This window comes from Arthrobacter rhizophilus, from assembly GCF_026241105.1.
In the GTDB taxonomy this organism is placed as follows: domain Bacteria; phylum Actinomycetota; class Actinomycetes; order Actinomycetales; family Micrococcaceae; genus Arthrobacter.
This window is the reverse complement of sequence record NZ_JAPFFT010000009.1, coordinates 144,236-170,239: the sequence shown is the minus strand read 5'-3', so window position 1 is coordinate 170,239 and position 26,004 is coordinate 144,236. Positions and strand designations below refer to the sequence as shown.

34 protein-coding genes are annotated in these 26,004 nt (G+C 60.4%); 12 read left to right on the top strand and 22 right to left on the bottom strand.

The genetic code is table 11. The features are described 5' to 3' along the window. Window positions 1-138: 138 nt before the first annotated feature. The 9 genes from OOZ51_RS10250 (at window position 139) to OOZ51_RS10205 (ending at window position 8,592) form a co-directional block, all read left to right on the top strand. On the top strand, window positions 139-429 hold the full coding sequence (locus OOZ51_RS10250; protein WP_265979369.1) for a hypothetical protein: 291 nt from the start codon (window positions 139-141) through the stop codon (window positions 427-429). A 1,063-nt stretch (window positions 430-1,492) separates the two neighbouring features. Further along, window positions 1,493-1,684: a Flp family type IVb pilin gene (locus tag OOZ51_RS10240; RefSeq protein WP_265979368.1), complete on the top strand. Its 192-nt coding sequence runs from the start codon at window positions 1,493-1,495 to the stop codon at window positions 1,682-1,684. A 127-nt stretch (window positions 1,685-1,811) separates the two neighbouring features. Next, a complete protein-coding gene (locus OOZ51_RS10235) occupies window positions 1,812-2,225 on the top strand; it encodes a TadE/TadG family type IV pilus assembly protein (RefSeq protein ID WP_265979366.1) in 414 nt (137 codons plus the stop codon). Next, window positions 2,213-3,262, top strand: a complete 1,050-nt coding sequence (locus OOZ51_RS10230; protein ID WP_265979365.1) for a pilus assembly protein TadG-related protein — start codon at window positions 2,213-2,215, stop codon at window positions 3,260-3,262. The genes OOZ51_RS10235 and OOZ51_RS10230 overlap by 13 nt, the downstream gene beginning before the upstream one ends. Window positions 3,263-3,355: 93 nt before the next feature. Then, window positions 3,356-4,081 (top strand): Flp pilus assembly protein CpaB, encoded by a 726-nt coding sequence (gene cpaB, locus OOZ51_RS10225; RefSeq protein WP_265979364.1) that lies wholly within the window; start codon window positions 3,356-3,358, stop codon window positions 4,079-4,081. Continuing rightward, window positions 4,081-5,280, top strand: a complete 1,200-nt coding sequence (locus tag OOZ51_RS10220; protein WP_265979363.1) for a CpaE/TadZ family protein — start codon at window positions 4,081-4,083, stop codon at window positions 5,278-5,280. Before cpaB ends, OOZ51_RS10220 begins: the two co-directional genes overlap by 1 nt. Next, window positions 5,277-6,758, top strand: a complete 1,482-nt coding sequence (locus tag OOZ51_RS10215; RefSeq protein WP_265979362.1) for a TadA family conjugal transfer-associated ATPase — start codon at window positions 5,277-5,279, stop codon at window positions 6,756-6,758. Before OOZ51_RS10220 ends, OOZ51_RS10215 begins: the two co-directional genes overlap by 4 nt. A 2-nt stretch (window positions 6,759-6,760) precedes the next feature. Continuing rightward, complete coding sequence (locus tag OOZ51_RS10210) at window positions 6,761-7,702, top strand: type II secretion system F family protein (RefSeq protein WP_265979361.1); 942 nt, start codon at window positions 6,761-6,763, stop codon at window positions 7,700-7,702. An 11-nt stretch (window positions 7,703-7,713) separates the two neighbouring features. After that, entirely contained in the window at window positions 7,714-8,592 is an 879-nt protein-coding gene (locus tag OOZ51_RS10205; RefSeq protein ID WP_265979360.1) for a type II secretion system F family protein, read from the top strand. 197 nt (window positions 8,593-8,789) lie between these two features. Here the strand turns inward: OOZ51_RS10205 and OOZ51_RS10200 are convergent, their stop codons facing one another. The 8 genes from OOZ51_RS10200 to OOZ51_RS10165 all read right to left on the bottom strand — a co-directional run bounded on the left by OOZ51_RS10200 (window position 8,790) and on the right by OOZ51_RS10165 (window position 14,135). After that, complete coding sequence (locus OOZ51_RS10200; protein ID WP_265979359.1) at window positions 8,790-9,680, bottom strand: tRNA pseudouridine synthase A; 891 nt, start codon at window positions 9,678-9,680, stop codon at window positions 8,790-8,792. Between the two features lie 32 nt (window positions 9,681-9,712). Next, complete coding sequence (gene rplQ, locus OOZ51_RS10195; RefSeq protein ID WP_265979358.1) at window positions 9,713-10,282, bottom strand: 50S ribosomal protein L17; 570 nt, start codon at window positions 10,280-10,282, stop codon at window positions 9,713-9,715. Between the two features lie 66 nt (window positions 10,283-10,348). After that, window positions 10,349-11,359: a DNA-directed RNA polymerase subunit alpha gene (locus tag OOZ51_RS10190; protein ID WP_265979357.1), complete on the bottom strand. Its 1,011-nt coding sequence runs from the start codon at window positions 11,357-11,359 to the stop codon at window positions 10,349-10,351. 143 nt (window positions 11,360-11,502) lie between these two features. Then, window positions 11,503-11,904: a 30S ribosomal protein S11 gene (gene rpsK / locus OOZ51_RS10185; protein WP_028265083.1), complete on the bottom strand. Its 402-nt coding sequence runs from the start codon at window positions 11,902-11,904 to the stop codon at window positions 11,503-11,505. A gap of 45 nt (window positions 11,905-11,949) precedes the next feature. After that, window positions 11,950-12,327 carry a 30S ribosomal protein S13 gene (rpsM, locus tag OOZ51_RS10180; RefSeq protein WP_011775569.1) on the bottom strand — a complete coding sequence of 126 codons (378 nt, stop codon included), beginning with the start codon at window positions 12,325-12,327 and terminating at the stop codon, window positions 11,950-11,952. 191 nt (window positions 12,328-12,518) lie between these two features. Beyond that, the gene (gene rpmJ / locus OOZ51_RS10175; RefSeq protein ID WP_011775570.1) at window positions 12,519-12,632 is read right to left on the bottom strand and encodes a 50S ribosomal protein L36; all 114 of its coding nucleotides are present in this window, start codon (window positions 12,630-12,632) and stop codon (window positions 12,519-12,521) included. 74 nt (window positions 12,633-12,706) lie between these two features. Continuing rightward, window positions 12,707-12,928 (bottom strand): translation initiation factor IF-1, encoded by a 222-nt coding sequence (infA, locus tag OOZ51_RS10170; RefSeq protein WP_009358723.1) that lies wholly within the window; start codon window positions 12,926-12,928, stop codon window positions 12,707-12,709. A 256-nt stretch (window positions 12,929-13,184) separates the two neighbouring features. Beyond that, the gene (locus OOZ51_RS10165) at window positions 13,185-14,135 is read right to left on the bottom strand and encodes a P1 family peptidase (protein WP_265979342.1); all 951 of its coding nucleotides are present in this window, start codon (window positions 14,133-14,135) and stop codon (window positions 13,185-13,187) included. A 235-nt stretch (window positions 14,136-14,370) separates the two neighbouring features. On the opposite strand from OOZ51_RS10165, the gene OOZ51_RS10160 reads away from it, so the two are divergent. From OOZ51_RS10160 to OOZ51_RS10150, 3 genes are all read left to right on the top strand, one after another. Continuing rightward, window positions 14,371-15,321: a carbohydrate ABC transporter permease gene (locus tag OOZ51_RS10160; protein WP_265979341.1), complete on the top strand. Its 951-nt coding sequence runs from the start codon at window positions 14,371-14,373 to the stop codon at window positions 15,319-15,321. Then, complete coding sequence (locus tag OOZ51_RS10155; protein WP_265979339.1) at window positions 15,318-16,256, top strand: carbohydrate ABC transporter permease; 939 nt, start codon at window positions 15,318-15,320, stop codon at window positions 16,254-16,256. The genes OOZ51_RS10160 and OOZ51_RS10155 overlap by 4 nt, the downstream gene beginning before the upstream one ends. A 102-nt stretch (window positions 16,257-16,358) precedes the next feature. Beyond that, entirely contained in the window at window positions 16,359-17,705 is a 1,347-nt protein-coding gene (locus OOZ51_RS10150; RefSeq protein WP_265979337.1) for an ABC transporter substrate-binding protein, read from the top strand. Window positions 17,706-17,812: 107 nt separating this feature from the next. Here OOZ51_RS10150 and map read toward each other — a convergent pair whose 3' ends face one another. The 14 genes from map to rpmC all read right to left on the bottom strand — a co-directional run bounded on the left by map (window position 17,813) and on the right by rpmC (window position 26,004). Then, window positions 17,813-18,640, bottom strand: coding sequence for a type I methionyl aminopeptidase (gene map / locus OOZ51_RS10145; RefSeq protein ID WP_265979336.1), 828 nt, complete (start codon window positions 18,638-18,640; stop codon window positions 17,813-17,815). Window positions 18,641-18,843: 203 nt separating this feature from the next. After that, entirely contained in the window at window positions 18,844-19,413 is a 570-nt protein-coding gene (locus OOZ51_RS10140) for an adenylate kinase (RefSeq protein ID WP_265979376.1), read from the bottom strand. Window positions 19,414-19,418: 5 nt separating this feature from the next. Further along, a complete protein-coding gene (gene secY, locus OOZ51_RS10135; RefSeq protein WP_265979335.1) occupies window positions 19,419-20,729 on the bottom strand; it encodes a preprotein translocase subunit SecY in 1,311 nt (436 codons plus the stop codon). A 185-nt stretch (window positions 20,730-20,914) separates the two neighbouring features. Further along, window positions 20,915-21,397: a 50S ribosomal protein L15 gene (rplO, locus tag OOZ51_RS10130; RefSeq protein ID WP_184740612.1), complete on the bottom strand. Its 483-nt coding sequence runs from the start codon at window positions 21,395-21,397 to the stop codon at window positions 20,915-20,917. After that, on the bottom strand, window positions 21,397-21,603 hold the full coding sequence (gene rpmD, locus OOZ51_RS10125) for a 50S ribosomal protein L30 (RefSeq protein ID WP_059387371.1): 207 nt from the start codon (window positions 21,601-21,603) through the stop codon (window positions 21,397-21,399). The genes rplO and rpmD overlap by 1 nt, the downstream gene beginning before the upstream one ends. Window positions 21,604-21,605: 2 nt before the next feature. After that, complete coding sequence (rpsE, locus tag OOZ51_RS10120) at window positions 21,606-22,277, bottom strand: 30S ribosomal protein S5 (RefSeq protein WP_265979332.1); 672 nt, start codon at window positions 22,275-22,277, stop codon at window positions 21,606-21,608. Window positions 22,278-22,306: 29 nt separating this feature from the next. Further along, entirely contained in the window at window positions 22,307-22,690 is a 384-nt protein-coding gene (gene rplR / locus OOZ51_RS10115; protein ID WP_265979331.1) for a 50S ribosomal protein L18, read from the bottom strand. Window positions 22,691-22,693: 3 nt separating this feature from the next. Further along, on the bottom strand, window positions 22,694-23,230 hold the full coding sequence (gene rplF / locus OOZ51_RS10110; protein ID WP_236812277.1) for a 50S ribosomal protein L6: 537 nt from the start codon (window positions 23,228-23,230) through the stop codon (window positions 22,694-22,696). Between the two features lie 18 nt (window positions 23,231-23,248). Continuing rightward, the gene (gene rpsH, locus OOZ51_RS10105; protein WP_028265096.1) at window positions 23,249-23,647 is read right to left on the bottom strand and encodes a 30S ribosomal protein S8; all 399 of its coding nucleotides are present in this window, start codon (window positions 23,645-23,647) and stop codon (window positions 23,249-23,251) included. A 77-nt stretch (window positions 23,648-23,724) separates the two neighbouring features. Further along, window positions 23,725-24,303: a 50S ribosomal protein L5 gene (rplE, locus tag OOZ51_RS10100; protein ID WP_265979328.1), complete on the bottom strand. Its 579-nt coding sequence runs from the start codon at window positions 24,301-24,303 to the stop codon at window positions 23,725-23,727. Beyond that, complete coding sequence (gene rplX, locus OOZ51_RS10095; RefSeq protein WP_265979327.1) at window positions 24,303-24,662, bottom strand: 50S ribosomal protein L24; 360 nt, start codon at window positions 24,660-24,662, stop codon at window positions 24,303-24,305. The genes rplE and rplX overlap by 1 nt, the downstream gene beginning before the upstream one ends. Window positions 24,663-24,665: 3 nt before the next feature. Further along, window positions 24,666-25,034, bottom strand: a complete 369-nt coding sequence (rplN, locus tag OOZ51_RS10090) for a 50S ribosomal protein L14 (protein WP_003803789.1) — start codon at window positions 25,032-25,034, stop codon at window positions 24,666-24,668. A 350-nt stretch (window positions 25,035-25,384) separates the two neighbouring features. Continuing rightward, the gene (gene rpsQ / locus OOZ51_RS10085) at window positions 25,385-25,684 is read right to left on the bottom strand and encodes a 30S ribosomal protein S17 (protein WP_323054727.1); all 300 of its coding nucleotides are present in this window, start codon (window positions 25,682-25,684) and stop codon (window positions 25,385-25,387) included. After that, window positions 25,681-26,004, bottom strand: coding sequence for a 50S ribosomal protein L29 (gene rpmC / locus OOZ51_RS22400; RefSeq protein WP_323054726.1), 324 nt, complete (start codon window positions 26,002-26,004; stop codon window positions 25,681-25,683). The genes rpsQ and rpmC overlap by 4 nt, the downstream gene beginning before the upstream one ends.

Genomic DNA, 26,004 nt, shown 5'->3' with positions numbered 1-26,004 from the left:
TGTCTATCAGTGGTGTTTCCAAGGTTGTTGCAACTCCCGGTTTTCAGGGGGTGTTGCAACAACCGCTAGAACTCGCCTGAACTGGGAAATAGTGGTTTTCGAGACCGCCATTTCGCCGGGTTAAGGAGCGCCCTTCGCGTGTTTAAGACGACCTCCGTTTCCCGCCCCTTCCTGTTGCCAGGACGGGGCCCGTCGCTGGTCTCCCGTGCAGGGCTGACCACGGCGACGTCCTTCGGAGTATCCCTCGATTCCGGGGCTTCCGTGAAGACCGGGTGGCCCCAGTTCGCCCCTGCCCGTGCCACGCATCGGCCAGGCAGGATCCCCCGCTCCTTGGCGGACTCTTGGTGGTTCGTGGGGAAAGGGATTCCCCGGGATGAGTGTCATGCCGCCGTCCTGACGGCACTTCTCAAGAGAATGACCGATTTGTAGTTGACTGGATTGCGGTAACCGTTAAGGGCGGTGCGTTTGCTGTTCTTGATCGCGGCGTTGTTGGCTTCGACCTTGCAGCAAGACCCTGAGCTGTTCCCAGTCAACGAACGAGAACCTCCTGCACGCCGGTCTTCGCAGTACCAGCGGTATTTGGACCTGAGGACCTCCACGGGGCCGGCGACAAGGGTGTCCCGGATCCGCTGGAAGCGTTGTTCCTTCCCTCCCGCCGTGACGCAACCACCCCGCACGTCGGGTCAGCCCGGTGGCTGGTCGGTTTCGACGAACTCAATGCCCCACCCTGGCCATCCTGCGCCACTAGCGCCGGCGTGTTTGGTGCGGCGTCCTCGAGCCGGTTCCTGCCTGTTCCTGCGACCAGATTCTCGTTTCCAGGGCGCCCAGTGCCAGATCGGCATAGAGGCTGGCGGAGCGCATCCGAACCGCACGCTCGCTGCTGGCTTGACTGTTAACTACATCCGCTGTGCGAGTTCCAGACCGGCCTGCACTGCTGCGCGCGACGGCGGGCGGCGACATTTTGTTCCTTGGGAACCTAATTCGCGGATTAATTTCTCAGGAGGCCTCGGAATGGGCGGTGTAAAGCTCGCAGCGCCACTCGGAATGTACTTGGGCCACTTGGTCTGGAGCCAAGTGTTCTAGGGGGGACTGCTGGGGTTCGTGGTGGGCGGGGTTACGACGGTGCTGCTGTTGCTACTGAGACGCGGAATCAAGCCTTCCAAGGCGGTTCAGGACCGGCCCATCTTCGCCGCAGCAACTGGAGTGGTACTGCTCGTTTCCCGAGGTGCGGACTATCTTCGCAGGCTTCTCTTCAGACCCACAGGCCACCGCTGCCTCGGAGCTTGAGTAGTACTTAGCCAGAAAAACCAAGTACCCGCGCCCCTCTTACGAGTAGTTGACGCGGCAGTTCAGAGAAAAGACGAGTACCACTACGCATTGTTTGTTAACCCGCCCAGGGGCAATTCTTGTCCTATCGAAATCCGAACGCCACACGAGAAATAGGGCAACCGGAATTCGTCGACAAAGTCACTTATCTGGGAAAGGTTTTCCAATGTCATCTCTCATGCTCTCCGTAGTCTCATTCATCGCTGGGGTCAAGGAACGGCTCAATTCCGAGAAAGGGGCGACGATGGTGGAATACGGCATCATGGTCGCCCTTATCGCCGTCGTAGTCCTGGCCGCCATTGGTCCGCTGGGACTAGCAATCAAGGCTATGTTCGCAGGCGTCACAACAAGCCTTTAGCCCTCACATCATCGTTTGGCTCCGGTCGTGGTGCGAACCGCTGCCGGAGCCAAACCGCTTAATACGAAGAACCCACGTTGAACCTGGGCGATTCTCCTTATTCGGGACCCAATTCTGGGAGATGTTCTTGAAAGCGAAACAGAAAGAACGCGGCGCAGTAGCCGTCGAACTCGCGATTGTCCTCCCGCTGCTGCTTCTGATTCTGATTGGAATCATTGAGTTCGGCCGGGTGCTGAACGTTCAGGTCTCCTTGACACAGGCGGCCCGGGAAGGCGCAAGATATGCAGCCATCCACTACAAGGACTCCAACCCCGACGTCACCGGCGCGGCGCAGAATGCTGCACCATCACTAAGCGGGCTGGGAATGACGGTCACTAATAACGCCTCAAGTTGCTCGTCCGTGCCGACTCCGAACGTCACAGTTACCACCAGGATCTCTCTTCCGTCATTGACGGGTTTCCTGAATGGCGGAGCCTTCGGGATTCCTGGAATCTTTCCATTGTCAATGACTGGAGTCGGGGTGATGAAATGCGGCGGCTGAAGAGTACTCACTTCCTTGGACATCGGAAAGTTGAATCTCCCGACGGCAGTGAGAAGGGGGCGACGACCCTGATCGTCGCCTTCCTCCTCGTGGTCCTGCTCGGCTTCGCCGCCCTCGCCGTCGACGTCGGTGCCTTGTATGCGGAGAAGGCCCAGCTGCAGAACGGGGCCGATTCCTCGGCTCTCGCTATAGCCAACGATTGTGCGGCCGGCAATTGCGGGAATACCAATACGACTGCGTCACAGCTTGCCAACGGTAACGCCAACGACGGCTCAAGCGGAGTCTCTTCCATCACTTTCCCGCAGGCGACCACGGTGCGTGTCGAAACAAACTCCCGCGACGCCGGCACAGGTGCCAACAGCTTTTCCTTGTTCTTCGCGCGAGTGCTGGGGATCAATTCGGCCGACGTTCGAGCCGTTGCCCAAGCGTCCTGGGGGGCGCCTTCGAGCGGCACGAGCCTTCCCTGGACGATGAGCGAGTGCGTCTTCAAGAAATACCTCTCGCCGAGCCAGCTGGCGCAGCTGCAGTCGACTGGCAATTTCACGGGCGACCCGGTGCCGACCCATATCCTGATGCGTTACGACACGAACGCCCCCACGTACCCGGGATGTGCAGCGCAGAACGGCTACGAGCCGGGCGGATTTGGCTGGCTCGTTACCAATACGGGTTGCTCTACAAACATCAACATTTCAGCGCAAGTCACCGGCCAGCCCGGAAATCATTTCCCGAACGACCCCGCTTGCAACGCCGTTCTTTCGACGCTGATGGCCAAACCTGTCCTGGTTCCCCTCTTCAACTCAGCCACCGGCAACGGTAGCCATGCAACCTACACCCTTGTCGGATTCGGCGCATTCCAGGTAACCGGCTACAAATTCAGCGGCTCGGGTGCCGTTGTTGATCCTGCTGCGCCGAGCTGTACGGGTAACTGCCGCGGACTTCAGGGCTATTTCGTACGTCTTGTTTCCCTCCAAGAGGGAATGTCGATTGGCGGAGGACTGCCCAACTACGGGGCTTCCGTGATCGCGCTTACGGGGTAGTTCTAGGGCCCTGTTTAGCCAACTCATCTGATCTGGGATTTGAAAGGAGCTAGTCAAGTGAAATCACGCCTACTGGGAGGCATTGCAGCGCTGTTGCTGGCAGTTGTCGGAGCCGTACTACTTGTTGTTTATGTTCAGGGCGCCGACGCCAGGGCAGCGAAAGGGATGGAACCCACAAATATACTTGTTGTCAAGGACGCAATTCCCGCTGGAACAAAAGCCGAAGATCTCGGCAGCAAAGTCGAGCTGAAGTCCATACCACAGTCAGCCATCACCACGGGCGCCCTCCATGAGTTGAGCGGTCAGAACGGAAAGGTCACATCCGTCAGCCTGGCACCTGGGGAGCAGCTCATCGCATCCAGGCTAGTGGCACCAGGAGAACTGGTTCCGGGAACAGTACCGGTTCCCGACGGTATGACAGAAGTTACTTTCCTGCTCACACCCGAACGGATCCTGGGCGGGCGGCTTGCAGCTGGTGACAAAGTCACTGTGTACAGCTCATTCAAGACCGACGAGGCCATGCCCGCCGGCACGAACATACCGGCAGGATCGAAGCAGTCAACTGGAATTCTTTTCCACGATGTCCTTGTGACTGCCGTGCAACAGGCCCCACCGGCAACACAGAAAGCCGGTTCCACTTCCACGGACCCTGCAGTGGCAATGCCCAATGGATCTGCGTTCGTCACTGTGGCTAGGAGCGACGCAGACGCCTCAAAGATGGTCTTCGGTTCAGAATTCGGAACTCTCTGGCTCGCCAAGCAAACGGATACCACTAAGAAGAGCAATCCTCCGGTCACCACCTTTGGAGGGCTGTACTGATGAGCCGTTTTGTAGCCATCACAGCAGTTCGGGATTTTGAAGGCCGCGTGCGGCAGGCCATTGCCGGGGCCCTTCACGGCGAACTGCAGACTCTGTCTCCGGACGTCCTGTCCGGCGGACCGGACGACGTCTTTGGACAGCTCAATGGCGCACCGCCGGAAGTCCTGATTCTCGGCCCAGGAGTTACACCGGAAAGCGCCTTGAAACTCGCAACCGTCTTTGATCTCCAATACCCGGAGATCAGCCTATTGCTTATTGCCGAACCAAGTCCGGCTCTCATTCTGAAGGCTATGCATTCCGGGATCCGCGACGTGGTCGCTCCGGAAATAGACGTCAACGAACTCCGCGTGTTGCTTGAGCGAGCATGCCTAGCTTCAGCCAGCCGCCGCCGTGGGATGGCCCCTGCTGCAGATCCCGGCCAATCGCGGGGACGCGTGGTCGCCGTCATGTCGCCCAAAGGTGGCGTGGGGAAGACCACTGTTGCAACAAATCTGGCTATTGGGTTGGGGAAGCTGGCGCCCATGGGCGTCGTCATCGTTGACCTTGACCTGCAATTCGGGGACGTTGCTTCTGGGTTGTTGCTTGAACCTGAGCATTCGATCACTGAAGCAGTCCGCGGGGCGGCTTCCCAGGATTCCATGGTCCTCAAAGCCTTCCTCACCGTGCACCCCGCGGGCATTTACGCGCTTTGTGCCCCACGGACGCCAGCAGAATCGGACTACATCACGCCGGATCACGTTTCCCAGCTCCTCAATCAGTTGGCCGGCGAATTCAAGTATGTTGTCGTGGACACGGCCCCCGGACTCGGCGAACATTGCCTGGCCACGTTGGAACTGGCTACAGACGGCGTATGGGTATGCGGCATGGACGTCCCGAGCATACGCGGCCTCCGCAAGTGCTTCGGCGTCCTGAAGGAACTTCAGCTGCTCCCCGCAGGCAGACATACTGTGTTGAACTTCGCCGATCGCAGAAGCGGAATCTCGGTGCAGGATGTCGAAGCAACCATCGGGGTACCGATTGACACGGTCATTCCCCGTTCACGGACGCTGCCTTTCACTACCAATCGAGGAATCCCTGTGCTGCAGGGCGCTACACGCGATTCCGCCGCAAAGGGCTTGAAGAAGCTCGTAGACCGCTTCGATCCAAAGTGGGTATCAACCACCCACAACCAACAGCACCGACGGGTGGTTGTGTCATGAAACTTTCAGCCCGACTCTCCAGCTCACATCCTTCTCCCGAAGTGGTGGGTGCCAACCCGGATTTTTCCAAGGGCATCGAGTCGCCACCCGCCGGGGCCCCTGCGCTGGTTGCTGCGGTCCCATCATTGACGCCAGTTGCTCGGACGGCATCGCCACTGTCATTTACCGGGGGCCAGGAATCGCCCGCCGTCGATGCTTTGGCCGGACTAAAACAGCGTGCAGCTCAGGCTCTGTTTGAGCGTATGGGAACGCGGTTTGGCGATACATCTTCATCCGAAGATGAGCTTCGCGCCACGGCCATTGATGAACTGTCGGCCGTCATCGACCAGGAGCAGGTACCGCTCTCGCCTGAGGAACGTAGACGCCTCATTCGAGAGATCGCTGACGAGGTGATGGGTTACGGCCCCCTTCAGCGCCTGCTTGAAGATCCCTCAGTCACCGAGATCATGGTCAATCGATTCGACCAGATCTACATCGAACGCCATGGCCACATCACCTTGACGGGAGCACAGTTCAGTTCAGACGACCATCTTAGGAAAGTCATTGAGCGAATCGTCTCCCGTGTGGGTCGTCGCATCGACGAATCGTCCCCGCTCGTGGACGCGAGGCTGGAGGACGGCTCCCGTGTCAACGCGATCATTCCTCCGCTCGCGGTGAACGGTCCATCCCTCACCATCAGGAAATTCAGCCATGTACCCCTCACGGTACAGAACCTCATTGAGTGGGGTTCGCTCACTCCTGAAATCGCGGAACTGCTGAGCGCATGCGTTCGCGCGCGCTTGAACATCATCGTCTCGGGAGGAACCGGCACCGGTAAGACCACCTTGCTCAACGTGCTGTCGTCATTCATCCCTGAGGAAGACCGCATCGTGACCATCGAAGATGCCGTAGAACTTCAGCTACAGCAGCAACACGTGGTCCGTTTGGAAAGCCGCCCTCCGAACATCGAAGGTAAGGGTGCCATCGGCATACGGGAACTCGTTCGCAATTCCCTCCGCATGCGGCCAGATCGAATCATTGTGGGCGAGGTTCGTGGCGGTGAGTCCCTGGACATGCTGCAGGCCATGAACACTGGTCACGACGGGTCGCTTTCAACCGTGCACGCGAACTCACCGCGCGACGCCATTGCGCGCCTGGAGACGCTCGTACTCATGGCAGGAATGGATCTTCCGCTCCGTGCCATCCGTGAGCAAGTGTCCTCCGCGGTGGACCTTCTCGTCCAAGTCACGCGTTTGCGCGACGGCAGCCGCCGAGTCACCCACGTCACCGAAGTGCAGGGCATGGAGGGAGAGATCGTGACCTTGCAGGATGCCTTCTTGTTCGACTACTCCGCGGGGATCGACCAACACGGACGTTTCCTTGGCAAACCGATTCCGACTGGAATACGTCCACGGTTCCTTGATCGCTTTGCCGAACTAGGTATCGCCGTGTCGCCGGCAGTGTTCGGTGTCGAAGCCCTGCCGCTCGGGAGGCGATAGACATGACCGCCCTAACGGTTCCAGTGCTGGGCTTGACGCTCTGTCTCGCGTCTCTGCTCGTGTTGCTATTTGTTGCATTCAAGCCACACCATGGTTCGCTTCCGCTCAATCGCCGGCGCTTGGGCCGCCAGGTTGAGCAATCCGCTATCAGCAAAGTTTCCCAGTCCGCAGCCGACGCAGTAGCTGGGGTTCTTGGCGAATCGGGTGGCCCGTACAACCGTGCGGTACTTTACAACGCAGGCGTGAAAATGACTCCTGCAGATTTCACCGTGCTCGTCTCCGCAGGTGCCCTCGTCGCAGGCGTTCTTGGAATCCTGATCGTCAATTGGTTCATCGGCGTTGTTGCTGCTGTGGCGACTCCGTTCCTGGCAAGAATTGTGTTGGGAATGCTTACCGACAAACGGCGCGGGAAATTCGATGGTCAAATGACCGATTCCATCCAAATGCTTATCGGTGGGCTGCGCGCCGGACACAGTGTAATGCGCTCCATAGAAGCCGCCGCGCTGGAGGCTGATGCTCCGAGCTCAGAAGAATTCGGCCGGATCGTGAACGAAACTCGCATCGGCATGGATGCGCGGCAGGCCTTAGATGAGTGCGCTGACCGTATGCAGAGCGAGGATTTCCGTTGGATCGGTCAGGCGATCCAGATCAACCGTGAAGTCGGCGGCGATTTGGCCGAGGTTCTTGAGCAGGTCGCGTCAACCATTCGCGAGCGAAGTGAAATCAAGGGACATGTTCGTTCCCTAAGCGCCGAGGGAAAGATGTCTGCCTACATCCTGATGGCCCTTCCCGTAGGCGTCGGACTGTTCATGAGAGTAGTGAATCCCGGCTACCTCGACGTGTTGTTCCAGAATCCGATTGGAATGGTCATGCTTGCAGTGAGTTGTCTGCTCTTCATCGTCGGCGGTTTCTGGATGAGCCGCGTCATCAAGATTAAGTTCTAAGGAGAACTGCCATGACTCCCATAGCCTGGCTAATCATTGCGGCTATTGTGCTGCCTTTGGCCTACTTCACGTGGGTCCTTGTCACTTTGGACAGAAAAGGCGCCTTGGCTGTCCAAACCAATCTCGGAACCGGCCTGGTCAGGGCCGGTAGTTCGGACGTTCAACGCACGTCCTTGCTATTGGGGGTATCGAAGCGAGTGACCCCCCGAAGCTATGAAGCGAAACTTGACCGTTGGCTTGCGATGGCGGGACGCCCCGAATCCATGCCGCTTGAGAAATTGATCATCTCGAAACCCATCGCATCACTGGCTGGAGCCTTGGTCGGTCTTCTTCTATTCAGCAATTCACCGTCGTCGACGAACCTCGGCCTTGCGATCTTCTTGACGCTTTTTCTCTACTTCGCACCGGACCTGCTGATCTACAACAAGGGGATCAAGCGTCAACAAGCGATCGAGTTGGAACTCCCGAATACCCTGGATCAGATGCTGATCGCGGTTGAGGCGGGACTTGGGTTCGAATCGGCCATGGCAAGGGCCGGAACCAACGGTAATGGGCCCCTGGCCCAGGAACTCACTCGAACACTACAGGACATCCAAGTCGGACGCCCGCGCCAGGAATCCTACGAAGCACTTGCTACCAGAACCACAGTCCCAGACGTTCGAAGTTTTGTTAGGGCGGTCATTCAAGCAGACAAATACGGAATTGGCATCGCGAATATCCTCCGCACGCAGGCGAAGCAAGCCAGAGTCAAGCGTCGGCAGCGAGCCGAGGAAAAGGCTATGAAGCTTCCTGTAAAGGTGCTCTTCCCGCTCATCTTCTGCATCTTCCCGGTGTTGTTCATCGTCCTGCTGGGCCCCGCAGCCATCAACATCATAGCGGCGTTTACCTAGGACGGCTCTCGGAGTGCCTTATGGGTCTTCGAAAATGAACTCGGCGCATCTGGGGCGCCTTCAAACCGACCACCCGCGATACCCAGACCCGCGGGTGGTCTTCGCAGGCCCCCTCCACGGTACCCAGAGCCGGGAGGGGGCCGTCCAACGTCAGGGCGGCATCTGGGAGACCAAGCCCGGACAACAGGCCCCCAAACTTACTCCCGCCGGGCCCGGGTCAGCTCGGCCCGCGCAAACAGTTCGTCGTCGGACGGGTAGGCAACTTCCTCAAGAACCAAGGGATGCGGCGCTGCCAGCACCGACTTGGCGTCCCTGACTCCCGCGAGCAGGCGCTCGTGCAGCCACTCCGGACTTTCCAGGCCCTCCCCCACACTCAATGCCGATCCCACCAAGGCCCGCACCATGTTGTGGCAAAAGGCATCGGCCTGCACATTGGCCACCAGCACGCCGTCGCTGCCGCGCACGAACTCAAGCCGCTGCAATTCTCGGATAGTGGTAGCTCCCTCTCGGGGCTTGCAGTATGCGCGGAAGTCCTGGAGCCCCAACAGCGCCGCGGCGCCCACATTCATGGCACCCTCGTCCAACGAGGACTTGTGCCACAAGGTCAACCTGCGCAGGACAGGGTCCCAGCGTTCCGGGCCATCGGCAATCCGGTAGCTGTAACGGCGCCACAATGCCGAGAACCGGGCGTCGAAGCCCTCAGGCGCGAGTCCGACGTCGTGCACTTCAATGGCGCCGGTTTCATCCCGCAGGACGCGGCTCAAGGCTCCCCGAAGCCTCCGGAGCAGCGCAGCGGCGGGGTCAATCTCGCGACCCCTCGGGAGTCCGTTCCACTCGGCCTCAGACAGATCGATGTGCACCACTTGTCCCCGTGCATGCACACCGGCGTCGGTGCGGCCAGCCACGGTGACCCGCACGGGACGCCGCACGATCAACGCCAGCCCCTCTTCGAGTGAACCCTGCACTGTCCGCAGACCCGGCTGCAGGGCCCAACCATTGAAAGGGCCGCCGTCGTACGAAAGATCCATCCGGACACGCAAAAACCCGCCGCCCCCCAAAACGGGGGCTGCGGGTTTTCGATCGTTCATAGACTTAAGTCTACTGTGAAGAATTCAGCGAATTACTTCTTTTCCTCAGCGACCGGAGCCTCTTCGGTTTCAGCAGCTTCAGCTTCAGGAGCCTCAGTCTCGACGGCTTCAGTCTCGGCGGTTTCGGTCTCAACGACCTCTTCCTCGGCAACTGGAGCAGCTTCTTCGGCAGCCGGAGCAGCCTTCTCAGCGTCGCGCTTGGCAGCGGCGGCTGCCTCGGCAACCACAGCCTGCTTCGGGGAAACCGGCTCAAGGACCAGTTCGATGACAGCCATGGGAGCGTTGTCGCCCTTGCGGTTGCCGATCTTGGTGATGCGGGTGTAGCCACCATCGCGGTTGGCAACGGCGCCGGCGATGTCGGTGAACAGCTCGTGGACGATGCCCTTGTCGCTGATCAGGCCGAGCACGCGACGGCGGGAGGACAGGTCGCCGCGCTTGGCGAAGGTCACGAGGCGCTCTGCGTACGGCTTCAGGCGCTTGGCCTTGGTGACCGTCGTGGTGATGCGCTTGTGCTCGAACAGCGCTGCTGCCAGGTTCGCGAGCATCAGGCGCTCGTGAGCCGGACCGCCTCCGAGGCGCGGACCCTTAGTGGGGGTAGGCATAGTAATTTCTCCTGTAATGAAGGCCGGCCGGGTCCGAACGTGGACTCGGTGGCCAAGATCTGCTTGTTAGAGCTCGTCGTCGCTGAACGCGGCGTCGTCCTCTTCGATGGCTGCGGCGCGGGCTGCCAGGTCGAAACCGGGAGGGGAGTCCTTGAGGGACAGACCCAGTTCAACCAGCTTTGCCTTGACCTCATCGATGGACTTCGCACCGAAGTTGCGGATGTCCATCAGGTCAGCCTCGGAGCGGGCAACGAGTTCACCCACGGTGTGGATGCCCTCACGCTTGAGGCAGTTGTAGGAACGGACGGTGAGGTCCAGATCCTCGATCGGCAGTGCCATGTCAGCTGCCAAGGCAGCATCCGTTGGCGACGGGCCAATCTCGATACCTTCAGCTGCGGTGTTCAGCTCGCGGGCCAGACCGAACAGCTCCACCAGGGTGGTGCCTGCCGAGGCAACGGCATCGCGCGGGGCGATAGCCTGCTTGGTCTCGACGTCGACAATCAGCTTGTCGAAGTCAGTGCGCTGCTCAACACGGGTAGCTTCCACGCGGAAGGTTACCTTCAAGACCGGCGAGTAGATCGAGTCGACCGGAATACGGCCGATCTCGGAGTCTCCGGACTTGTTCTGAGCTGCCGAAACGTAGCCGCGGCCGCGTTCGATGGTCAGTTCGAGTTCGAACTTGCCCTTCGAGTTCAGCGTGGCAATGTGCAGATCCGGGTTGTGGAATTCGACGCCGGCCGGCGGAGCAATGTCCGCGGCGGTGACGATTCCGGGGCCCTGCTTGCGCAGGTATGCAACAACCGGCTCATCGTGCTCGGAGGACACGGAGAGGCTCTTGATGTTCAGGATGATCTCAGTGACATCTTCCTTGACACCCGGAACCGTGGTGAACTCGTGCAGCACGCCATCGATCCGGATGCTGGTTACAGCGGCACCGGGGATGGAAGAGAGCAGGGTACGGCGGAGGGAGTTTCCGAGGGTGTAGCCGAAGCCAGGTTCCAGCGGTTCAATGATGAAACGCGAGCGGTTCTCGGAGACTACTTCTTCAGACAGAGTGGGGCGCTGTGCAATGAGCACTTAGGTTTCCTTTCGGCGAGCATCCGCTATATGACGCAACACAGGTGGTGGAAATCGGCTTGGTTCCGGCTTTGCCGGCCGGGCGCTGCGGAACAGTCAAACTGTTCCGCAGCGGACCCGGCCGGCAAAGGCCAAGAAGCCAATTAGACGCGGCGGCGCTTCGGCGGGCGGCAACCGTTGTGGGCGCTGGGGGTGACGTCCTGGATGGAGCCAACCTCGAGGCCAGCGGCCTGCAGCGAACGGATTGCGGTCTCGCGTCCGGATCCCGGTCCCTTGACGAAAACGTCGACTTTGCGCAGACCGTGCTCCTGGGCGCGCTTTGCAGCAGCCTCGGCAGCCATCTGGGCGGCGAACGGGGTGGACTTACGGGAGCCCTTGAATCCAACCTCACCGGCGGAAGCCCAGGAGATTACAGCACCGTTCGGGTCCGTGATGGACACGATGGTGTTGTTAAAGGTGCTCTTGATGTGCGCCTGGCCAAGCGCGATATTCTTCTTGTCCTTCTTACGCGGCTTGCGAACCGCGCCACGAGTCTTCGGGGGCATTATTTCTCCTACAGAAAGTTATCGGGGGAAAGTCAGCAGCTATTTCTAGCGGCCGGCTTTCTTCTTGCCGGCGACGGTACGCTTCGGGCCCTTGCGGGTACGAGCGTTGGTCTTCGTACGCTGACCGCGTACGGGCAGGCCCTTGCGGTGACGCAGGCCTTCATAGCTGCCGATCTCAACCTTGCGGCGGATATCTGCTGCTACTTCGCGGCGAAGGTCACCCTCAACCTTGTAGTTGCCTTCAATGTAGTCACGCAGCTGGACCAGCTCGGCGTCAGTCAGGTCCTTGACGCGAACGTCAGCGCTGATGCCGGTGGCAGCCAGGGTTTCGTGTGCACGGGTCTTGCCCACGCCGTAGATGTAAGTAAGCGCAATTTCCAACCGCTTTTCGCGGGGAATGTCTACGCCAGCGAGACGAGCCATAGTGGCAGTACTCCTTGAATAAACCGGAGGTCGTAGGCAGTACACCCGCACTTTCAGTGCGGCCCCAGCCTCCGACCGGGGGTTAGCTGTCCGGGCTCTATACGTCCCAATTCAGCTTGTGCTGCCTTTATTTACTTGCGTGGGTTAGCAACCCAGGTTGCCCTCGCGGGCGCTAGTTCCCTTGCGGGGAATTAGCCCTGGCGCTGCTTGTGGCGCGGGTTCTCGCAGATCACCATGACCCGGCCATTACGGCGGATCACTTTGCACTTGTCGCAGATCTGCTTAACGCTCGGCTTGACCTTCATGGCGTTCCTTTGCGTGTTGCAGTTGGTCAGCTGTTGCGGCTACGCCCGGGTTTCCCAAGGCTGCCGCCCAGCAATTACTTGTAGCGGTAGACGATGCGACCACGTGTGAGGTCGTAAGGGCTCAGCTCCACCACTACGCGGTCCTCAGGAAGAATCCTGATGTAGTGCTGTCGCATCTTCCCCGAGATGTGTGCAAGAACGATGTGCTTGTTGGTGAGCTCAACGCGAAACATCGCATTGGGCAGCGCCTCAGTCACAACGCCCTCGATCTCAATGACCCCGTCCTTCTTGGCCATATCCTCCGCTAACTGTTGTTTGCCGCAATCCTCCGGTTAGGCACCGGAAAATCTGCGGACGTTTTTTGTTTGTTTGGCCGTCCGGCTTCTGCCACTCCACAAAGCAGGACTCGCGACCTGTTAAATGGGCGTGGCTGCGCAGACAACCAACAAACAACTCTACGCCAATACGGCGCGAAAGTTAAATCCGCCCATGCTAGCGCAGACACCGGCACGGTGTCACTCTTCCCCGGGTCGCGAAATCCCATTAAACACGCTAAACCGCGCCGTAGGACGGGAAGGTCCCTGCCGCCGTCGTCGTTGTTTCAGCGGACGCGACGCCGTCAAGAACAGCCAGGCGCACGGCGTCTGCCGCGGCGCTTTGCAAGGTAATGAGCGAAACCTGCCTCGCTTGCTCCGAACTGCGGTCAAGCCCGACGGCGCCCGTCGCCAGCGCGAACACAGTGTCGCCGTCGGCGAGGGTATGGGAAGGACTCAGGGCCCGGGCGAGTCCGGCATGTGCCGCACTCGCCGTGCGCTTGCATTCGGCGGGGTCGAGGAGCGCGTTCGTAGCGACGACAACAAGCGTGGTGTTCAACGCCGGGGGCGTCCCCGCTTTCGCGTTCCCGGGCGCCGACCACCGGGGCGACGTGCCAAAAGGCATCCCCAGCGCGTTCACCACTGCGAGCGCACCCACCACCACTCCGTTGTCAAGGGTGATGGAGGACGTGCCCACTCCCCCTTTGAACGCGCCGCGGCCAATCACTGCTCCCGTGCCGGCGCCGGCGTTTCCGCGTACGACGTCGGCGTGCCCGCTTGAGGCTGCAGCCGCGGCCGCTGCTGCGTAACCCATGGCTTCGTCCGGTCGGGCGGCAAAGTCGCCGCCGCGACCCAAGTCGAAGATCGCCGCGGCGGGAACGATCGGCACCACTCCCCCGGGCACGGCGAAACCGCGCCCCTGCTCTTCGCACCATCGCTGGGCACCGTGGGCCGTGATCAACCCGAAGGCGCTCCCACCCGTGAGCACTACAGCATCGACTATGGACACCAGGGTGGTGGGGTCAAGCGCATCCGTCTCGTGCGTGCCCGGACCGCCGCCGCGCACATCCACCGATCCAACAGTCCCCGGCGGCGGAAGGACCACGGTCACCCCGCTCAGCCAGCCATCGCCGATCCGCTGGACATGTCCCACCCGGATTCCTGGCACATCAGTGATCTTGGAAGTCATGTGCCTATTCTGCTCCTTCTGCACAAACGGTAGTCGTGCCTCGAATGTAAACAGGGCCCCACCTTCTACGGAACATCGAGTAAACGACCGCGGAAGGCTTGTCCAACAATCCCGGAGTTGGCTCTCTTTTTGACTTGACAGGTCCTCCCGTGTGGTGAGGTAAAACTAGCCGCCCCTTCACCCAACCCACGGAGTCTGGCGTGCCCCAATATCTGCAAACCGTTAGAGACTTCCAATGACAAGACAACTGACTGGCAGCCCCGCGGCCCCCGCGCAGACTGTCCAGGCCCCTCCGCGCCGGGGACGTTGGTCCGGCCGAACCCGTCGCGACTTCTTTGTTTTCCTGGCGCTGGCGTTGCCGAACTTGGCGCTGATCGCGGTGTTCACGTATCTGCCCTTGATCAACAACATGTATTACTCAACCCTTGACTGGACCTTGGGCTCAGCGTCGGCCACCGTTGTGGGGTTCGACAACTACATCAACTTCTTCACTAGCTCCGACGCCCCCCAAGTACTCGGCACCACCCTCGTCTTCACCGTGGTCACTGTCGGCGGTTCCATGGTGCTGGGCCTGTTGGTGGCCCTGGCCTTGAACGCGAAGGTACGCGGCACCACCTTTGCGCGCTCTGCCGTCTTTGCCCCCTACGTCCTCAGCGGCGTAGGTGTTGGCCTCGTGTGGCTGTTCATCTTCGACCCCGGTTACGGCGTGCTGTCCTGGTTGCTCCGGGGCATTGGCCAGCAAAGCCCCCAGTGGATCAACGATCCGCAGCTCTCGCTCGTGATGGTCATCATCGTCTACGTCTGGAAGAACCTGGGCTACTGCGCCGTCGTGTACCTCGCAGGGCTCCAGTCGCTCCCGAAGGATGTCATGGAGGCAGCTTCCCTGGATGGCGCCAACGGCTTCCGCCGCTTCATGAGCATTTCCGTTCCGCTGCTCTCGCCCACCACGTTCTTCCTGCTGATCACCACGATGATCAGCTCGCTGCAGGCCTTCGACCTGATCCGCATCATGACACCGCTTGGCAACGGCACCAGCACGCTGATCTACGAGGCCTATCTTCAGGCCTTCGGAGCCTACAACCGCGCCGGGTACTCCGCCGCCATCTCAGTGGTGCTCTTCGTCATCCTGCTCATCATCACCGTGCTCCAGCTGCGGTTCGTCGAACGGAAGGTGCACTACTCATGAGCACGCTCTCTCCCGTCAGTCCCAACCCCGCAACCGGCGTCGGGACCCTGAAAGCTCCCGACGGCGGTCCGGAGCTCCCCGTGCGCCGCGACCGGCCATTCTCCCGCGCAAACCTTGTCCAGACGCTGGCTGGAGGCTACATCCCGCTGATCGTGGCCACCCTGGTGGTGGTCCTGCCGCTGTTGTGGATGTTGCTGAGTTCCTTCAAGCAGCCCGGCGAGATCGTCACCACGGATCTCAAAATCCTGCCGCAGGGCCTGAACCTGGAGAATTACCACACTGCCATGACCACGGTGCCGTTCGCACGGTTCTTCCTGAACAGCCTGATCGTCACCGCTGTGGGCTCCACGGTGAAGGTGATCCTGGCTATTCTGACGGCTTACGCCCTGGTGTTTGTCCGGTTCCCGTTCAAGAACGTCATCTTCGTCGTGATCCTCGTGGCCCTGATGGTTCCCCCGCAGGTGTCGATCCTCCCTAACTACATCTTGATTGCCGGAATGGGCGGCAAGAACACCTTGTGGGGAATCATCCTTCCGGGTCTCGGCACGGCTTTCGGAACCTTCCTCCTTCGCCAGCATTTCAAGACGCTCCCGGGGTCCATCCTCGAAGCCGCAGAAATCGACGGTGCGGGCCATTGGCGCAGGCTGTGGCAAGTCGTCGTCCCCGTGTCGCTCCCCTCCATCGCCACCGTGGCCCTCGTCACCGTGGTGAGCGAATGGAACGACTACATCTGGCCGCTGATCATCACGGACCGACCGGAAACCATGACCCTCCCGGTCGGGCTGACCCTGCTTCAGAACTCAGAAGGAAACGGCGCCGGCTGGGGGATCTTGATGGCCGGGGCAGTCCTGGTGATCATCCCCATCCTCCTGGTCTTCGCCGCGTTGCAACGCTATATCGTTGCCGGGCTCACCCAGGGCAGCGTCACCGGTTAGCAACACCCCACCGTCACCCGCGGCCTACCCCGGCCGTACTTCGGCCTGGCCGAAGCTTCCAAACCAAACCTCACCACCTTTGCATCCTTGAGAGGACAAACCATGGCAATGAATCTTGACCGTAGAAACTTCCTGGGGCTCGCCGGACTTGGAGTCGGCGCCGCAGCTCTGGCGGCTTGCGGCGGTCCGTCAACCGGCGGCAGCGTTGCAAGCAGCGCACCCTCAGACATCGACTTCACCGGCGTCAAGGCTGCGGGCTCGTTCGACTTTTGGACCAGCCACCCCGGACAGTCGCAGACCGTCGAGCAATCCATCATCGACAAATTCCAGGCGAAGTTCCCGGACATCAAGGTGAACCTCGTGACGGCAGGCGCCAACTACGAGGAAATCGCCCAGAAGTTCCAGACTTCGCAGGCTGCTAAGTCAGCCCTCCCCGGCCTCGTGGTGCTCTCCGACGTCTGGTGGTTCCGCTACTACACCAACGGCAACATCATTCCGTTGGACGGACTCATCAAGCAGTTGGACTTCAAAATTGATGACTTCCAGAAGTCCCTCGTAGCGGACTACCAGTACGCCAACAAGCAGTGGGCGCTCCCCTACGGCCGCTCCACCCCGCTCTTCTACTACAACAAGGACCACTTCAAAGCCGCCGGCCTTCCGGACCGGGCGCCGAAGACCTGGCAGGAATTTGCCGAGTGGGCCCCCAAGCTACAGGCCAGCTCGGGCGCGAAGTACGCCTACATCTACCCGGCCCTCGCCGGATACGCCGGCTGGACACTGCAGAACAACCTGTGGGGCTGGGGCGGCAGCTGGTCCAATGGGTGGACCTTCAACTGCGATTCCACTGAGTCCGTCACGGCCCTCCAGTGGGCCCAGGACTCGATCTACAAGGACAAGTGGGCTGGCGTTTCCTCCAAGAACGCTGCGGACGACTTTGCCGCAGGCATTACGTCCACCACGATCTCCTCCACTGGTGACCTGCTGGGCGTGCTGAAGTCCGCTAAGTTCAACGTCGGCGTCGGCTTCATGCCGGGCGGCCCCAAGGCTGAGACCAACGTCTGCCCCACGGGCGGCGCCGGCCTCGGCATTCCCAGCGGCGTCAGCAAGGAGGTCCAGCTCGCCGCTGCCACCTTCCTGAAATTCATGACCGAACCGGAAAACACCGCAGCCTTCTCCGCCGCAACGGGCTACATGCCCACCCGTGTCTCCGCGGACATGACCGCAGTCCTCGCCAAGACGCCCCAGATCAAGACGGCCATGGATCAGCTCGCCGTCACCAAGGTGCAGGACAACGCCCGCGTGTTCCTGCCCGGTGCCGATCAGGAAATGGCCAAGGCCGCCGCGAAGATCCTCACCCAGCAGGGCGACGTGAAAGCGACCATGACGGACCTCAAGGCAACCCTAGACGGAATTTATACCAAGGACGTGAAGCCCAAGCTCAAGAGCTAAGGCCCTACGCGCCGAGTGCTGCCCCCCGCCCAACTAGCTCGCAGTTAGTGTCGTTTTGACGGTTCAGAACGACATCTAATGCGAGCTAGTTGGGCAGCCGCGTCTGATCAGGGAATCGGAACGGGCACGACGCCGAGCGGCACCAACTGCTCTGCGCCGCCGTCGGGGGCGGAAAGCACCCAGATGCCCTTTTCGTGCACGGCGACCGAGTGCTCCCATTGGCAGGAACGCTTGCCGTCGGTGGTCACCACGGTCCATTCGTCGTCGAGGGTGACGGTTTCGATGCCGCCACGGACGAGCATGGGCTCAATGGCGAGGCACAATCCCGGCCGGATCTTGGGGCCCCGATGCGTGGTGCGAAAGTTCAAGACGTCAGGGGCCATGTGCATCTCGGAACCGATACCGTGTCCTACGTAGTCTTCCAAGATGCCCAGCGGTTTCCCCGGCACGGAAGAGACGTAGTCGTCCACGGCGTTTCCGATGTCGCCGACGAACTTGCCCTTGGCCAACGCAGCGATTCCACGCCACATGGCGGCCTGGGTGACGTCCGAAAGCCGCTGGTCTTCGGGGTCGGCAGTGCCAACTATCACGGTCCGTGCGGAGTCGGAGTGCCAACCATCAACAATCGCACCGCCATCAATCGAAATGATGTCCCCGTCCTGCAGGACACGGTCGCCGGGGATGCCGTGGACGACTTCCTCGTTGACGGAGGTGCAGATGGTGGCAGGGAAGCCGTGGTACCCGAGGAAGTTCGACTTGGCTCCAGCGTCGATCAGAACCGCCGCAAAGGCGGCGTCGATCTCCCGCGTGGTGACACCGGGTTTCGCAGCCCCAACGGCCGCGTCGAGGGCGCTGCTGAGGACCAATCCGGCCTCGTGCATCTTGCGCATTTGCTCGTTGGACTTGTATTCGATGCGGGGCTGGCCGAACGCCATGGTCTCCTCTTGTAGTGTGGTGCGGGATCCGATCGGTCCCAAGTCTTCCCTATTTTCCGGCATCAGCGACCCAGGCCGAAACCGGCCCTGAGATCGATCCAGGAAGCACCGCTGCTTTGGACCCCGCGCAGGGGGGGGAACAGAAAAGGGTGTGTCCCGCGCTCACGGCGCCAGGACACACCCTTTCAGCAAGTATTGCGGGACTAGACCGCCTTGGCCGCCTCGATGGCCAGCAACACGCGGTCAGTGACCTCGTCGATGCCGCCAATGCCATCAACCTTGGTCAGGATGCCACGTTCGGCGTACTTGGCCACCACGGCTTCCGTCTGCTCGTGGTAGAGGTCCAGGCGGTGGCGGATGACACCTTCGTTGTCATCCGAGCGCCCGGTCTCCTTGGCGCGTCCCAGCAAGCGCGAAACAAGTTCCTCGTCGTCGGCCGTCAGCTGAAGCACGACGTCGAGCTTCTCTTCGGTGTCGGCAAGGATCTGGTCCAGGTATTCCACCTGGGCAGTGGTGCGTGGGTAACCGTCAAGCAGGAAGCCGTTTTCGACGTCGCCTTCGCTCAAGCGGTCACGGACCATCTTGTTGGTCACGCTGTCCGGAACGAAATCGCCGGCGTCCATGTACTTCTTGGCTTCGATACCTAGGGGGGTTTCGCCCCTGACGTTTACACGGAAGATATCGCCCGTGGAAATGGCGACTACGCCCAGGCGCTCGGAAATCCGCTCAGCCTGCGTTCCCTTGCCCGAACCCGGAGGTCCAATGATCAGCATTCTCGTCATCGCAAAAGCCCTTCGTAGTGACGTTGTTGTAGCTGCGCATCAATCTGCTTGACGGTTTCGAGGCCCACACCCACCATGATCAGAATTGATGTGCCACCGAACGGGAAGTTCTGGTTGGCGTTGATCAGGACGAGTGCAACCAGCGGAATCAACGCCACGAAGCCCAGGTAAAGGGCGCCAGGGAGGGTGATTCTGGAAAGCACGTACTGCAGGTAGTCCGCGGTCGGTTTACCCGCCCGGATGCCCGGAATGAACCCGCCATACTTCTTCATGTTGTCCGAGACCTCTTCAGGGTTGAAGGTGATCGCGACATAGAAGTACGTGAAGAAAACAATCATGACGAAATACAGCGCCATGTAGATGGGGTGGTCGCCACGGGTGAGGTTGTTGTTGACCCACTCAACCCACGGGGCCAGTGACTCTCCTGCCTTGGGCCGATTGAACTGTGCAATCAGTCCGGGCAAGTAGAGCATGGAGGAAGCGAAGATGACGGGCACGACGCCGGCCATGTTCACTTTGATGGGGATGTAGGTGCTGGTGCCGCCGACGGTGCGCCGGCCGATCATACGCTTGGCGTACTGGACCGGAATGCGCCGCTGGGACTGCTCCACGAACACTACGAGAGCGACGGTCACCAGGCCGATGGCCAACACCGTGAAGAAGGTACCCGGGCCCTTGGAACGCCAGATGGCACCCAGGGAGGTCGGGAAGCCGGCAGCGATGGACGTGAAGATGAGCAGCGACATACCGTTGCCCACGCCCTTCTCGGTGACCAGTTCGCCCATCCACATGATGAGGCCCGTACCGGCCGTCAGCGTGATGACCACGAGAATCGTGGCGATGATGCTGGTGTCCGGGATGATGGGCAGCTGGCAGTTGGGCAGCAGCTGCCCGGAGCGCGCCAGGGACACCAGGGTGGTGGCGTTCAACAGACCCAGCGCGATGGTTAGATAGCGCGTGTACTGCGTCAGCTTCGACTGGCCCGAGGCACCTTCTTCGTATAGTTGCTGGAACCGCGGAATGACCACGCGGAGCAGCTGCACGATGATGCTGGCCGTGATGTACGGCATGATCCCCAGGGCAAAGATCGAAACCTGCAGCAGTGCACCACCGCTGAAAAGGTTGACGAGCTGGTAGAGGCCGCCCTGGTCCTGATTGCTTGACAAACATTGTTGAACATTTTGGTAGCTCACACCAGGCGAGGGGATAAAAGCGCCCAAGCGGAAGATTGTGATGATTCCCAGCGTGAACAACAACTTGCGTCGCAGATCAGGCGTCCGAAATGCCCGGCCGAATGCGCTTAGCAAGCGTCCTCCTGAGTTAAAAGTCCAAGGGTGTCGAAGGGGTCATTGAAACCCAACACCCGAGTCTAACGGCTTCACACGCCATGCGAACAATCGAGGGGGTCGCTCCACACGAAAAACTCCCGGTGTGGGGGGCCTAAGCCCCCCACACCGGGAGTCGATTCACAGCGGGATGTGCCCCAGAGCCCTTAGAGGGCTGTGGTGGTTCCGCCTGCTGCTGCAATCTTTTCAGCTGCGCTGGAAGAGAAAGCGTGGGCAGTGACGTCAACCTTGACGGTGATGTCGCCGGTGCCCAGCACCTTGACGGGCTGGTTCTTGCGAACGGCACCCTTCTCAACCAGGGACTCGACGGTGACAACGCCACCTTCCGGGAACAGCTCGTTGAGCTTGTCCAGGTTTACAACCTGGAACTCAACCCGGAACGGGTTCTTGAAGCCGCGAAGCTTCGGCAGGCGCATGTGCAGCGGCAACTGGCCGCCGGCAAAGCCAGCCTTGACCTGGTAGCGCGCCTTCGTACCCTTGGTACCGCGACCGGCGGTCTTACCCTTGGAGCCTTCACCACGACCAACACGGGTCTTGGCAGTCTTGGCACCCGGGGCGGGACGCAGGTGGTGGACCTTCAGAGTGTTCTGCTTGTCGGCAGCCTCTGCGGCGGTCTTGTTCTCAGCCATTACTTCGCCTCCTCTACATTCACGAGGTGCGGAACCGTGTTGAGCATTCCCACAGTCACGGCATCAGCGGTACGGACAACAGTGTGTCCGATGCGCTTGAGGCCGAGGGACCGCAGGGTTTCACGCTGGTTCTGCTTGGCGCCGATGACGCCCTTGATCTGGGTGATCTCCAACTGAGCGTCGGAGGGAGTCAGGTTCTTAGCCATGACTAAACACCTGCCTTCTGGTTCTGGAGTGCGCGCACCAGAGCAGGAGGAGCAACCTCGTCCAGCGGCAGGCCACGGCGGGCTGCCACGGAAGCGGGCTCTTCCAGTCGCTTCAGGGCGTCAACAGTCGCGTGAACGATGTTGATGGCGTTCGAGGAACCGAGCGACTTGGAGAGAACGTCGTGGATACCGACGCATTCCAGTACCGCGCGGACCGGACCACCGGCGATAACACCGGTACCGGGGGAAGCCGGACGCAGCATGACAACGCCTGCTGCGGCCTCACCCTGCACGCGGTGCGGGATGCTGCTGCCAACGCGGGGAACGCGGAAGAAGGACTTCTTAGCCTCTTCAACGCCCTTTGCAATAGCTGCCGGAACTTCCTTGGCCTTGCCGTAGCCAACGCCAACCATGCCGTTACCGTCACCGACGACCACCAGGGCGGTGAAGCTGAAGCGACGACCACCCTTGACGACCTTGGCAACACGGTTGATGGTTACAACGCGCTCTACGAACTGGCTCTTCTCGGCCTCGCGACCGCCGTCGCGGCCACCACGGCCACCACGGTCGCCGCGGCCCTGGCCACGGTCACCACGCTCGCCACGACGGCCGCCGCGGCGGTCGTCGGTAGCAGCAGCGGTCTCAGTTGCCTCAGCAGCTGCAGCTTCAGTCACCTGAATGTCCTTTTCGTTATTCTCAACGGTCACAGTGCCAGCCCACCTTCGCGTGCACCGTCAGCGACGGCGGCGATGCGGCCGTGGTACTTGTTACCACCGCGGTCGAAGACAACAGCTTCAATGCCTGCAGCCTTGGCACGCTCTGCAACGAGCTCGCCGACGCGCTTGGCCTTGGCAGTCTTGTCGCCATCGAGTGCACGAAGGTCAGCTTCCAGCGTGGAAGCGGAAGCCACGGTTACACCCTTGCTGTCATCGACAACCTGGACGAAGATGTGGCGTGCGGAGCGGTTGACGACCAGACGAGGACGAACAGCCGTGCCGGTGATGCGCTTGCGGATACGAAGCTGGCGACGGCTGCGTGCAGCAGACTTGCTCTTGTTCGTACGCTTCTTGTTAATTGCGATGGCCATGGTTTACTTACCAGCCTTTCCGACCTTGCGGCGGATAACTTCGCCGGCGTAACGGACACCCTTGCCCTTGTAGGGGTCGGGCTTGCGCAGCTTGCGAATGTTGGCAGCAACCTCGCCGACCTGCTGCTTGGAGATACCAGCGACGGAGAGCTTGGTCGGCCCCTCCACCGTGAAGGTGATGCCTTCCGGAGCGGAGACATTGACCGGGTGGCTGAATCCGAGAGCGAACTCAAGGTCAGAACCCTTGGCCTGAACACGGTAACCAGTGCCTACGATTTCAAGCTTCTTCTCGTAGCCCTTGGTGACGCCCTCGATCATGTTTGCGATCAGGGTGCGGGTCAGGCCGTGCAGGGAACGCGAAGTGCGCTCGTCGTTCGGGCGGGTGACAGTCAAGGTGCTCTCGTCCAAGGTGACCTCGATCGGGCTGGCTACAGTGTGGCTCAGCTCGCCTTTGGTGCCCTTGACGTTGATGACAGAGCCATCAACCTTGACTTCAACGCCGGCAGGAACGGTGATGGGGAGACGTCCAATACGTGACATTATTCTCTTCCTTTCCCGTTACCAGACGTACGCGAGGACTTCGCCGCCCACGCCCTTCTTGCCGGCCTGCTTGTCAGTCAGGAGGCCGGAAGAGGTGGACAGGATTGCGATACCCAGGCCACCCAGCACGTGAGGCAGGTTGGTGGACTTCGCGTAAACGCGGAGACCAGGCTTGGAAATGCGGCGGACACCAGCAATCGAACGCTCGCGGTTCGGACCGAACTTGAGGTCGATGGTCAGCTTCTTGCCGACTTCGGCTTCCTCTTCCTTCCAGGCAGCGATGTAGCCTTCTGCCTTCAGGATGTCGGCAACGCGTGCCTTGAGCTTGCTGTACGGCATGCTCACGGTGTCGTGGTATGCCGAGTTGGCGTTGCGCAGACGCGTAAGCATGTCTGCGACAGGATCTGTCATAGTCATTTGGGCTCTTGCCCTTCCTCGTAATGGTTTCCGCGTTGGCTGATCAAGCAGCCGCGGCCGGACCTACTACGTAGTTGTTAGTCTTCGGATTTGAACGGGAAGCCAAGCGCCTTGAGCAGCGCGCGGCCTTCGTCATCGGTCTTTGCCGTGGTGACAACCGTGATGTCCATGCCGCGTACGCGGTCGATGGAGTCCTGGTTGATCTCGTGGAACATAACCTGCTCGGTCAGACCGAAGGTGTAGTTGCCGTTGCCGTCGAACTGCTTGCCGCTGAGGCCGCGGAAGTCGCGGATACGGGGCAGCGCGAGGGTCACGAGGCGGTCCACGAATTCCCACATGCGGTCTCCACGCAGAGTTGCGTGTGCACCGATGGGCATGCCTTCGCGCAGCTTGAACTGGGCGATGGACTTGCGGGCCTTGGTTACCTGTGGCTTCTGGCCGGTGATCAGGGTGAGGTCGCGGACAGCGCCGTCGATCAGTTTGGAGTCCTTGGCGGCATCTCCAACACCCATGTTCACAACAACCTTCACCAGGCGGGGAACCTGGTTCACGTTCTGGTACTTGAATTCCTCAACCAGGGTCTGCTTGATGGAATCGGCGTACTTCGTCTTCAGACGCGGAACGATCTTCACCGGAGTCTCGAGAGTCTCAGTCATTAGATGTCCTTCCCGGATGCCTTGGACACGCGGATACGAACGGTCTTGGAGTTGCCGTCCTTCTCAACGGTCTCGAGGCGGAAACCAACGCGGGTCGGCTTCTTGGTCGAGGGGTCAACAAGAGCAACGTTGGAGACGTGAATCGAGGCCTCAACGACCTCGATCCCACCAGTCTTGGTGCCGCGCTGCGACTGACCGACCTTGGTGTGCTTGGTGACGCGGTTGATGCCTTCTACCAGAACGCGGTTCGCTTCCGGGTAAACGCGCAAAACCTTGCCCTGCTTGCCGCGGTCGCCGCCGCGCTCCTGCTTGGCACCGGTGATGACCTGAACGAGGTCACCCTTCTTGATTTTAGCCATGGACTAAAGCACCTCCGGGGCCAGGGAGACGATCTTCATGAACTTCTTGTCACGGAGCTCACGACCAACCGGGCCGAAGATACGGGTACCGCGGGGGTCGCCGTCGTTCTTCAGAATCACAGCTGCGTTCTCGTCAAACTTGATGTAGGAACCATCCGCACGGCGGCGTTCCTTCTTGGTACGAACGATGACAGCCTTAACGACGTCACCCTTCTTTACGTTGCCGCCAGGGATAGCGTCCTTGACGGTTGCGACGATGACGTCGCCAATGCCTGCGTAGCGACGGCCGGATCCGCCGAGAACGCGAATGGTAAGGATTTCCTTAGCACCCGTGTTGTCGGCGACCTTCAGTCGCGACTCCTGCTGAATCAATTTTTACTCCTTGCGTCGCGCCGGTTCTCAGACCGAAATGGAGCATACGGAATGAGCCTTGCGGAACGGATGATCGGGGTGTCTCTTGACCTGCCTGGATTTTGCCAGAGCAAGCCTAAACTCCCGTGCCGCCAGCATCAGCTTCCCTTGCGGAAATAGCTGCGCGGGGCAGTATGCCGCGGCACGATTGTTTACGAGGTAGTTGTCGACGCACAACTGGCGCCATACAAACTCAATATCCTAGCACGCTTTATGCTAAGGACCGAAACGCGGAAAGGCCCGCATTCCTTCCGGAACACGGGCCTTTCCTGCCAATCCATATCGCTGCCGGGCATAAGCCCGACGCGGGATTACTTAGCCTTTTCGAGGATCTCGACCAGGCGCCACCGCTTGGTAGCGGACAGCGGGCGGGTCTCCGCGATCAGAACGAGGTCGCCGATGCCGGCAGTGTTCTGCTCGTCGTGAGCCTTGATCTTCGAGGTGCGGCGAATGACCTTGCCGTACAGAGCGTGCTTCACGCGGTCTTCAACCTGAATAACGATGGTCTTTTCCATCTTGTCAGAGACCACGTATCCGCGACGCGTCTTACGGTAACCGCGCTGTTCAGCGCTGGCTGCTGCTTCCGTCACAGTTTCCTTCTGTTCGCTCACTTGGCGTCCTCTCCAGCCTCAGCTTCGGCCCTTTCAGCCTTGGCTTCTGCCTTCTTGGACTTCTTTTCTTCCTTGGCTTCCACAACCGGCGCGGCAACCTCGGCACGAATGCCCAGCTCGCGCTCACGGAGAACGGTGTAGATGCGTGCGATGTCCTTCTTTACCGCGCGCAGACGACCGTGGTTCTCCAGCTGACCGGTGGCGGACTGGAAACGCAGGTTGAACAGCTCTTCCTTGGCCTTGCGGAGTTCTTCAACGAGTCGCTCGTTGTCGAAACCGTCCAGTTGTGCGGATGCAAGTTCCTTGGATCCTACTGCCAT

Bases quoted from the DNA above. Each gene is read 5' to 3' on its own strand.
- rpsM (WP_011775569.1), bottom strand. From the start codon at position 12,327: ATGGCTCGTCTCGCTGGCGTAGACATTCCCCGCGAAAAGCGGTTGGAA.
- OOZ51_RS10200 (WP_265979359.1), bottom strand. From the start codon at position 9,680: ATGAACGATCGAAAACCCGCAGCCCCCGTTTTGGGGGGCGGCGGGTTT.
- rplE (WP_265979328.1), bottom strand. From the start codon at position 24,303: ATGACTGAGACTCTCGAGACTCCGGTGAAGATCGTTCCGCGTCTGAAG.
- rpsH (WP_028265096.1), bottom strand. From the start codon at position 23,647: ATGACTATGACAGATCCTGTCGCAGACATGCTTACGCGTCTGCGCAAC.
- infA (WP_009358723.1), bottom strand. From the start codon at position 12,928: ATGGCCAAGAAGGACGGGGTCATTGAGATCGAGGGCGTTGTGACTGAG.
- rpsK (WP_028265083.1), bottom strand. From the start codon at position 11,904: ATGCCCCCGAAGACTCGTGGCGCGGTTCGCAAGCCGCGTAAGAAGGAC.
- OOZ51_RS10150 (WP_265979337.1), top strand. From the start codon at position 16,359: ATGGCAATGAATCTTGACCGTAGAAACTTCCTGGGGCTCGCCGGACTT.
- OOZ51_RS10205 (WP_265979360.1), top strand. From the start codon at position 7,714: ATGACTCCCATAGCCTGGCTAATCATTGCGGCTATTGTGCTGCCTTTG.
- rpmD (WP_059387371.1), bottom strand. From the start codon at position 21,603: ATGGCTAAGAACCTGACTCCCTCCGACGCTCAGTTGGAGATCACCCAG.
- OOZ51_RS10165 (WP_265979342.1), bottom strand. From the start codon at position 14,135: ATGACTTCCAAGATCACTGATGTGCCAGGAATCCGGGTGGGACATGTC.
- rplQ (WP_265979358.1), bottom strand. From the start codon at position 10,282: ATGCCTACCCCCACTAAGGGTCCGCGCCTCGGAGGCGGTCCGGCTCAC.
- OOZ51_RS10210 (WP_265979361.1), top strand. From the start codon at position 6,761: ATGACCGCCCTAACGGTTCCAGTGCTGGGCTTGACGCTCTGTCTCGCG.
- OOZ51_RS10230 (WP_265979365.1), top strand. From the start codon at position 2,213: ATGCGGCGGCTGAAGAGTACTCACTTCCTTGGACATCGGAAAGTTGAA.
- OOZ51_RS10220 (WP_265979363.1), top strand. From the start codon at position 4,081: ATGAGCCGTTTTGTAGCCATCACAGCAGTTCGGGATTTTGAAGGCCGC.
- rpmJ (WP_011775570.1), bottom strand. From the start codon at position 12,632: ATGAAGGTCAAGCCGAGCGTTAAGCAGATCTGCGACAAGTGCAAAGTG.
- OOZ51_RS10140 (WP_265979376.1), bottom strand. From the start codon at position 19,413: ATGCTGATCATTGGACCTCCGGGTTCGGGCAAGGGAACGCAGGCTGAG.
- OOZ51_RS10160 (WP_265979341.1), top strand. From the start codon at position 14,371: ATGACAAGACAACTGACTGGCAGCCCCGCGGCCCCCGCGCAGACTGTC.
- rplO (WP_184740612.1), bottom strand. From the start codon at position 21,397: ATGGCTGAGAACAAGACCGCCGCAGAGGCTGCCGACAAGCAGAACACT.
- map (WP_265979336.1), bottom strand. From the start codon at position 18,640: ATGGCGTTCGGCCAGCCCCGCATCGAATACAAGTCCAACGAGCAAATG.
- OOZ51_RS10240 (WP_265979368.1), top strand. From the start codon at position 1,493: ATGTCATCTCTCATGCTCTCCGTAGTCTCATTCATCGCTGGGGTCAAG.
- rplR (WP_265979331.1), bottom strand. From the start codon at position 22,690: ATGGCCATCGCAATTAACAAGAAGCGTACGAACAAGAGCAAGTCTGCT.
- rplF (WP_236812277.1), bottom strand. From the start codon at position 23,230: ATGTCACGTATTGGACGTCTCCCCATCACCGTTCCTGCCGGCGTTGAA.
- OOZ51_RS10155 (WP_265979339.1), top strand. From the start codon at position 15,318: ATGAGCACGCTCTCTCCCGTCAGTCCCAACCCCGCAACCGGCGTCGGG.
- OOZ51_RS10215 (WP_265979362.1), top strand. From the start codon at position 5,277: ATGAAACTTTCAGCCCGACTCTCCAGCTCACATCCTTCTCCCGAAGTG.
- rpmC (WP_323054726.1), bottom strand. From the start codon at position 26,004: ATGGCAGTAGGATCCAAGGAACTTGCATCCGCACAACTGGACGGTTTC.
- rplX (WP_265979327.1), bottom strand. From the start codon at position 24,662: ATGGCTAAAATCAAGAAGGGTGACCTCGTTCAGGTCATCACCGGTGCC.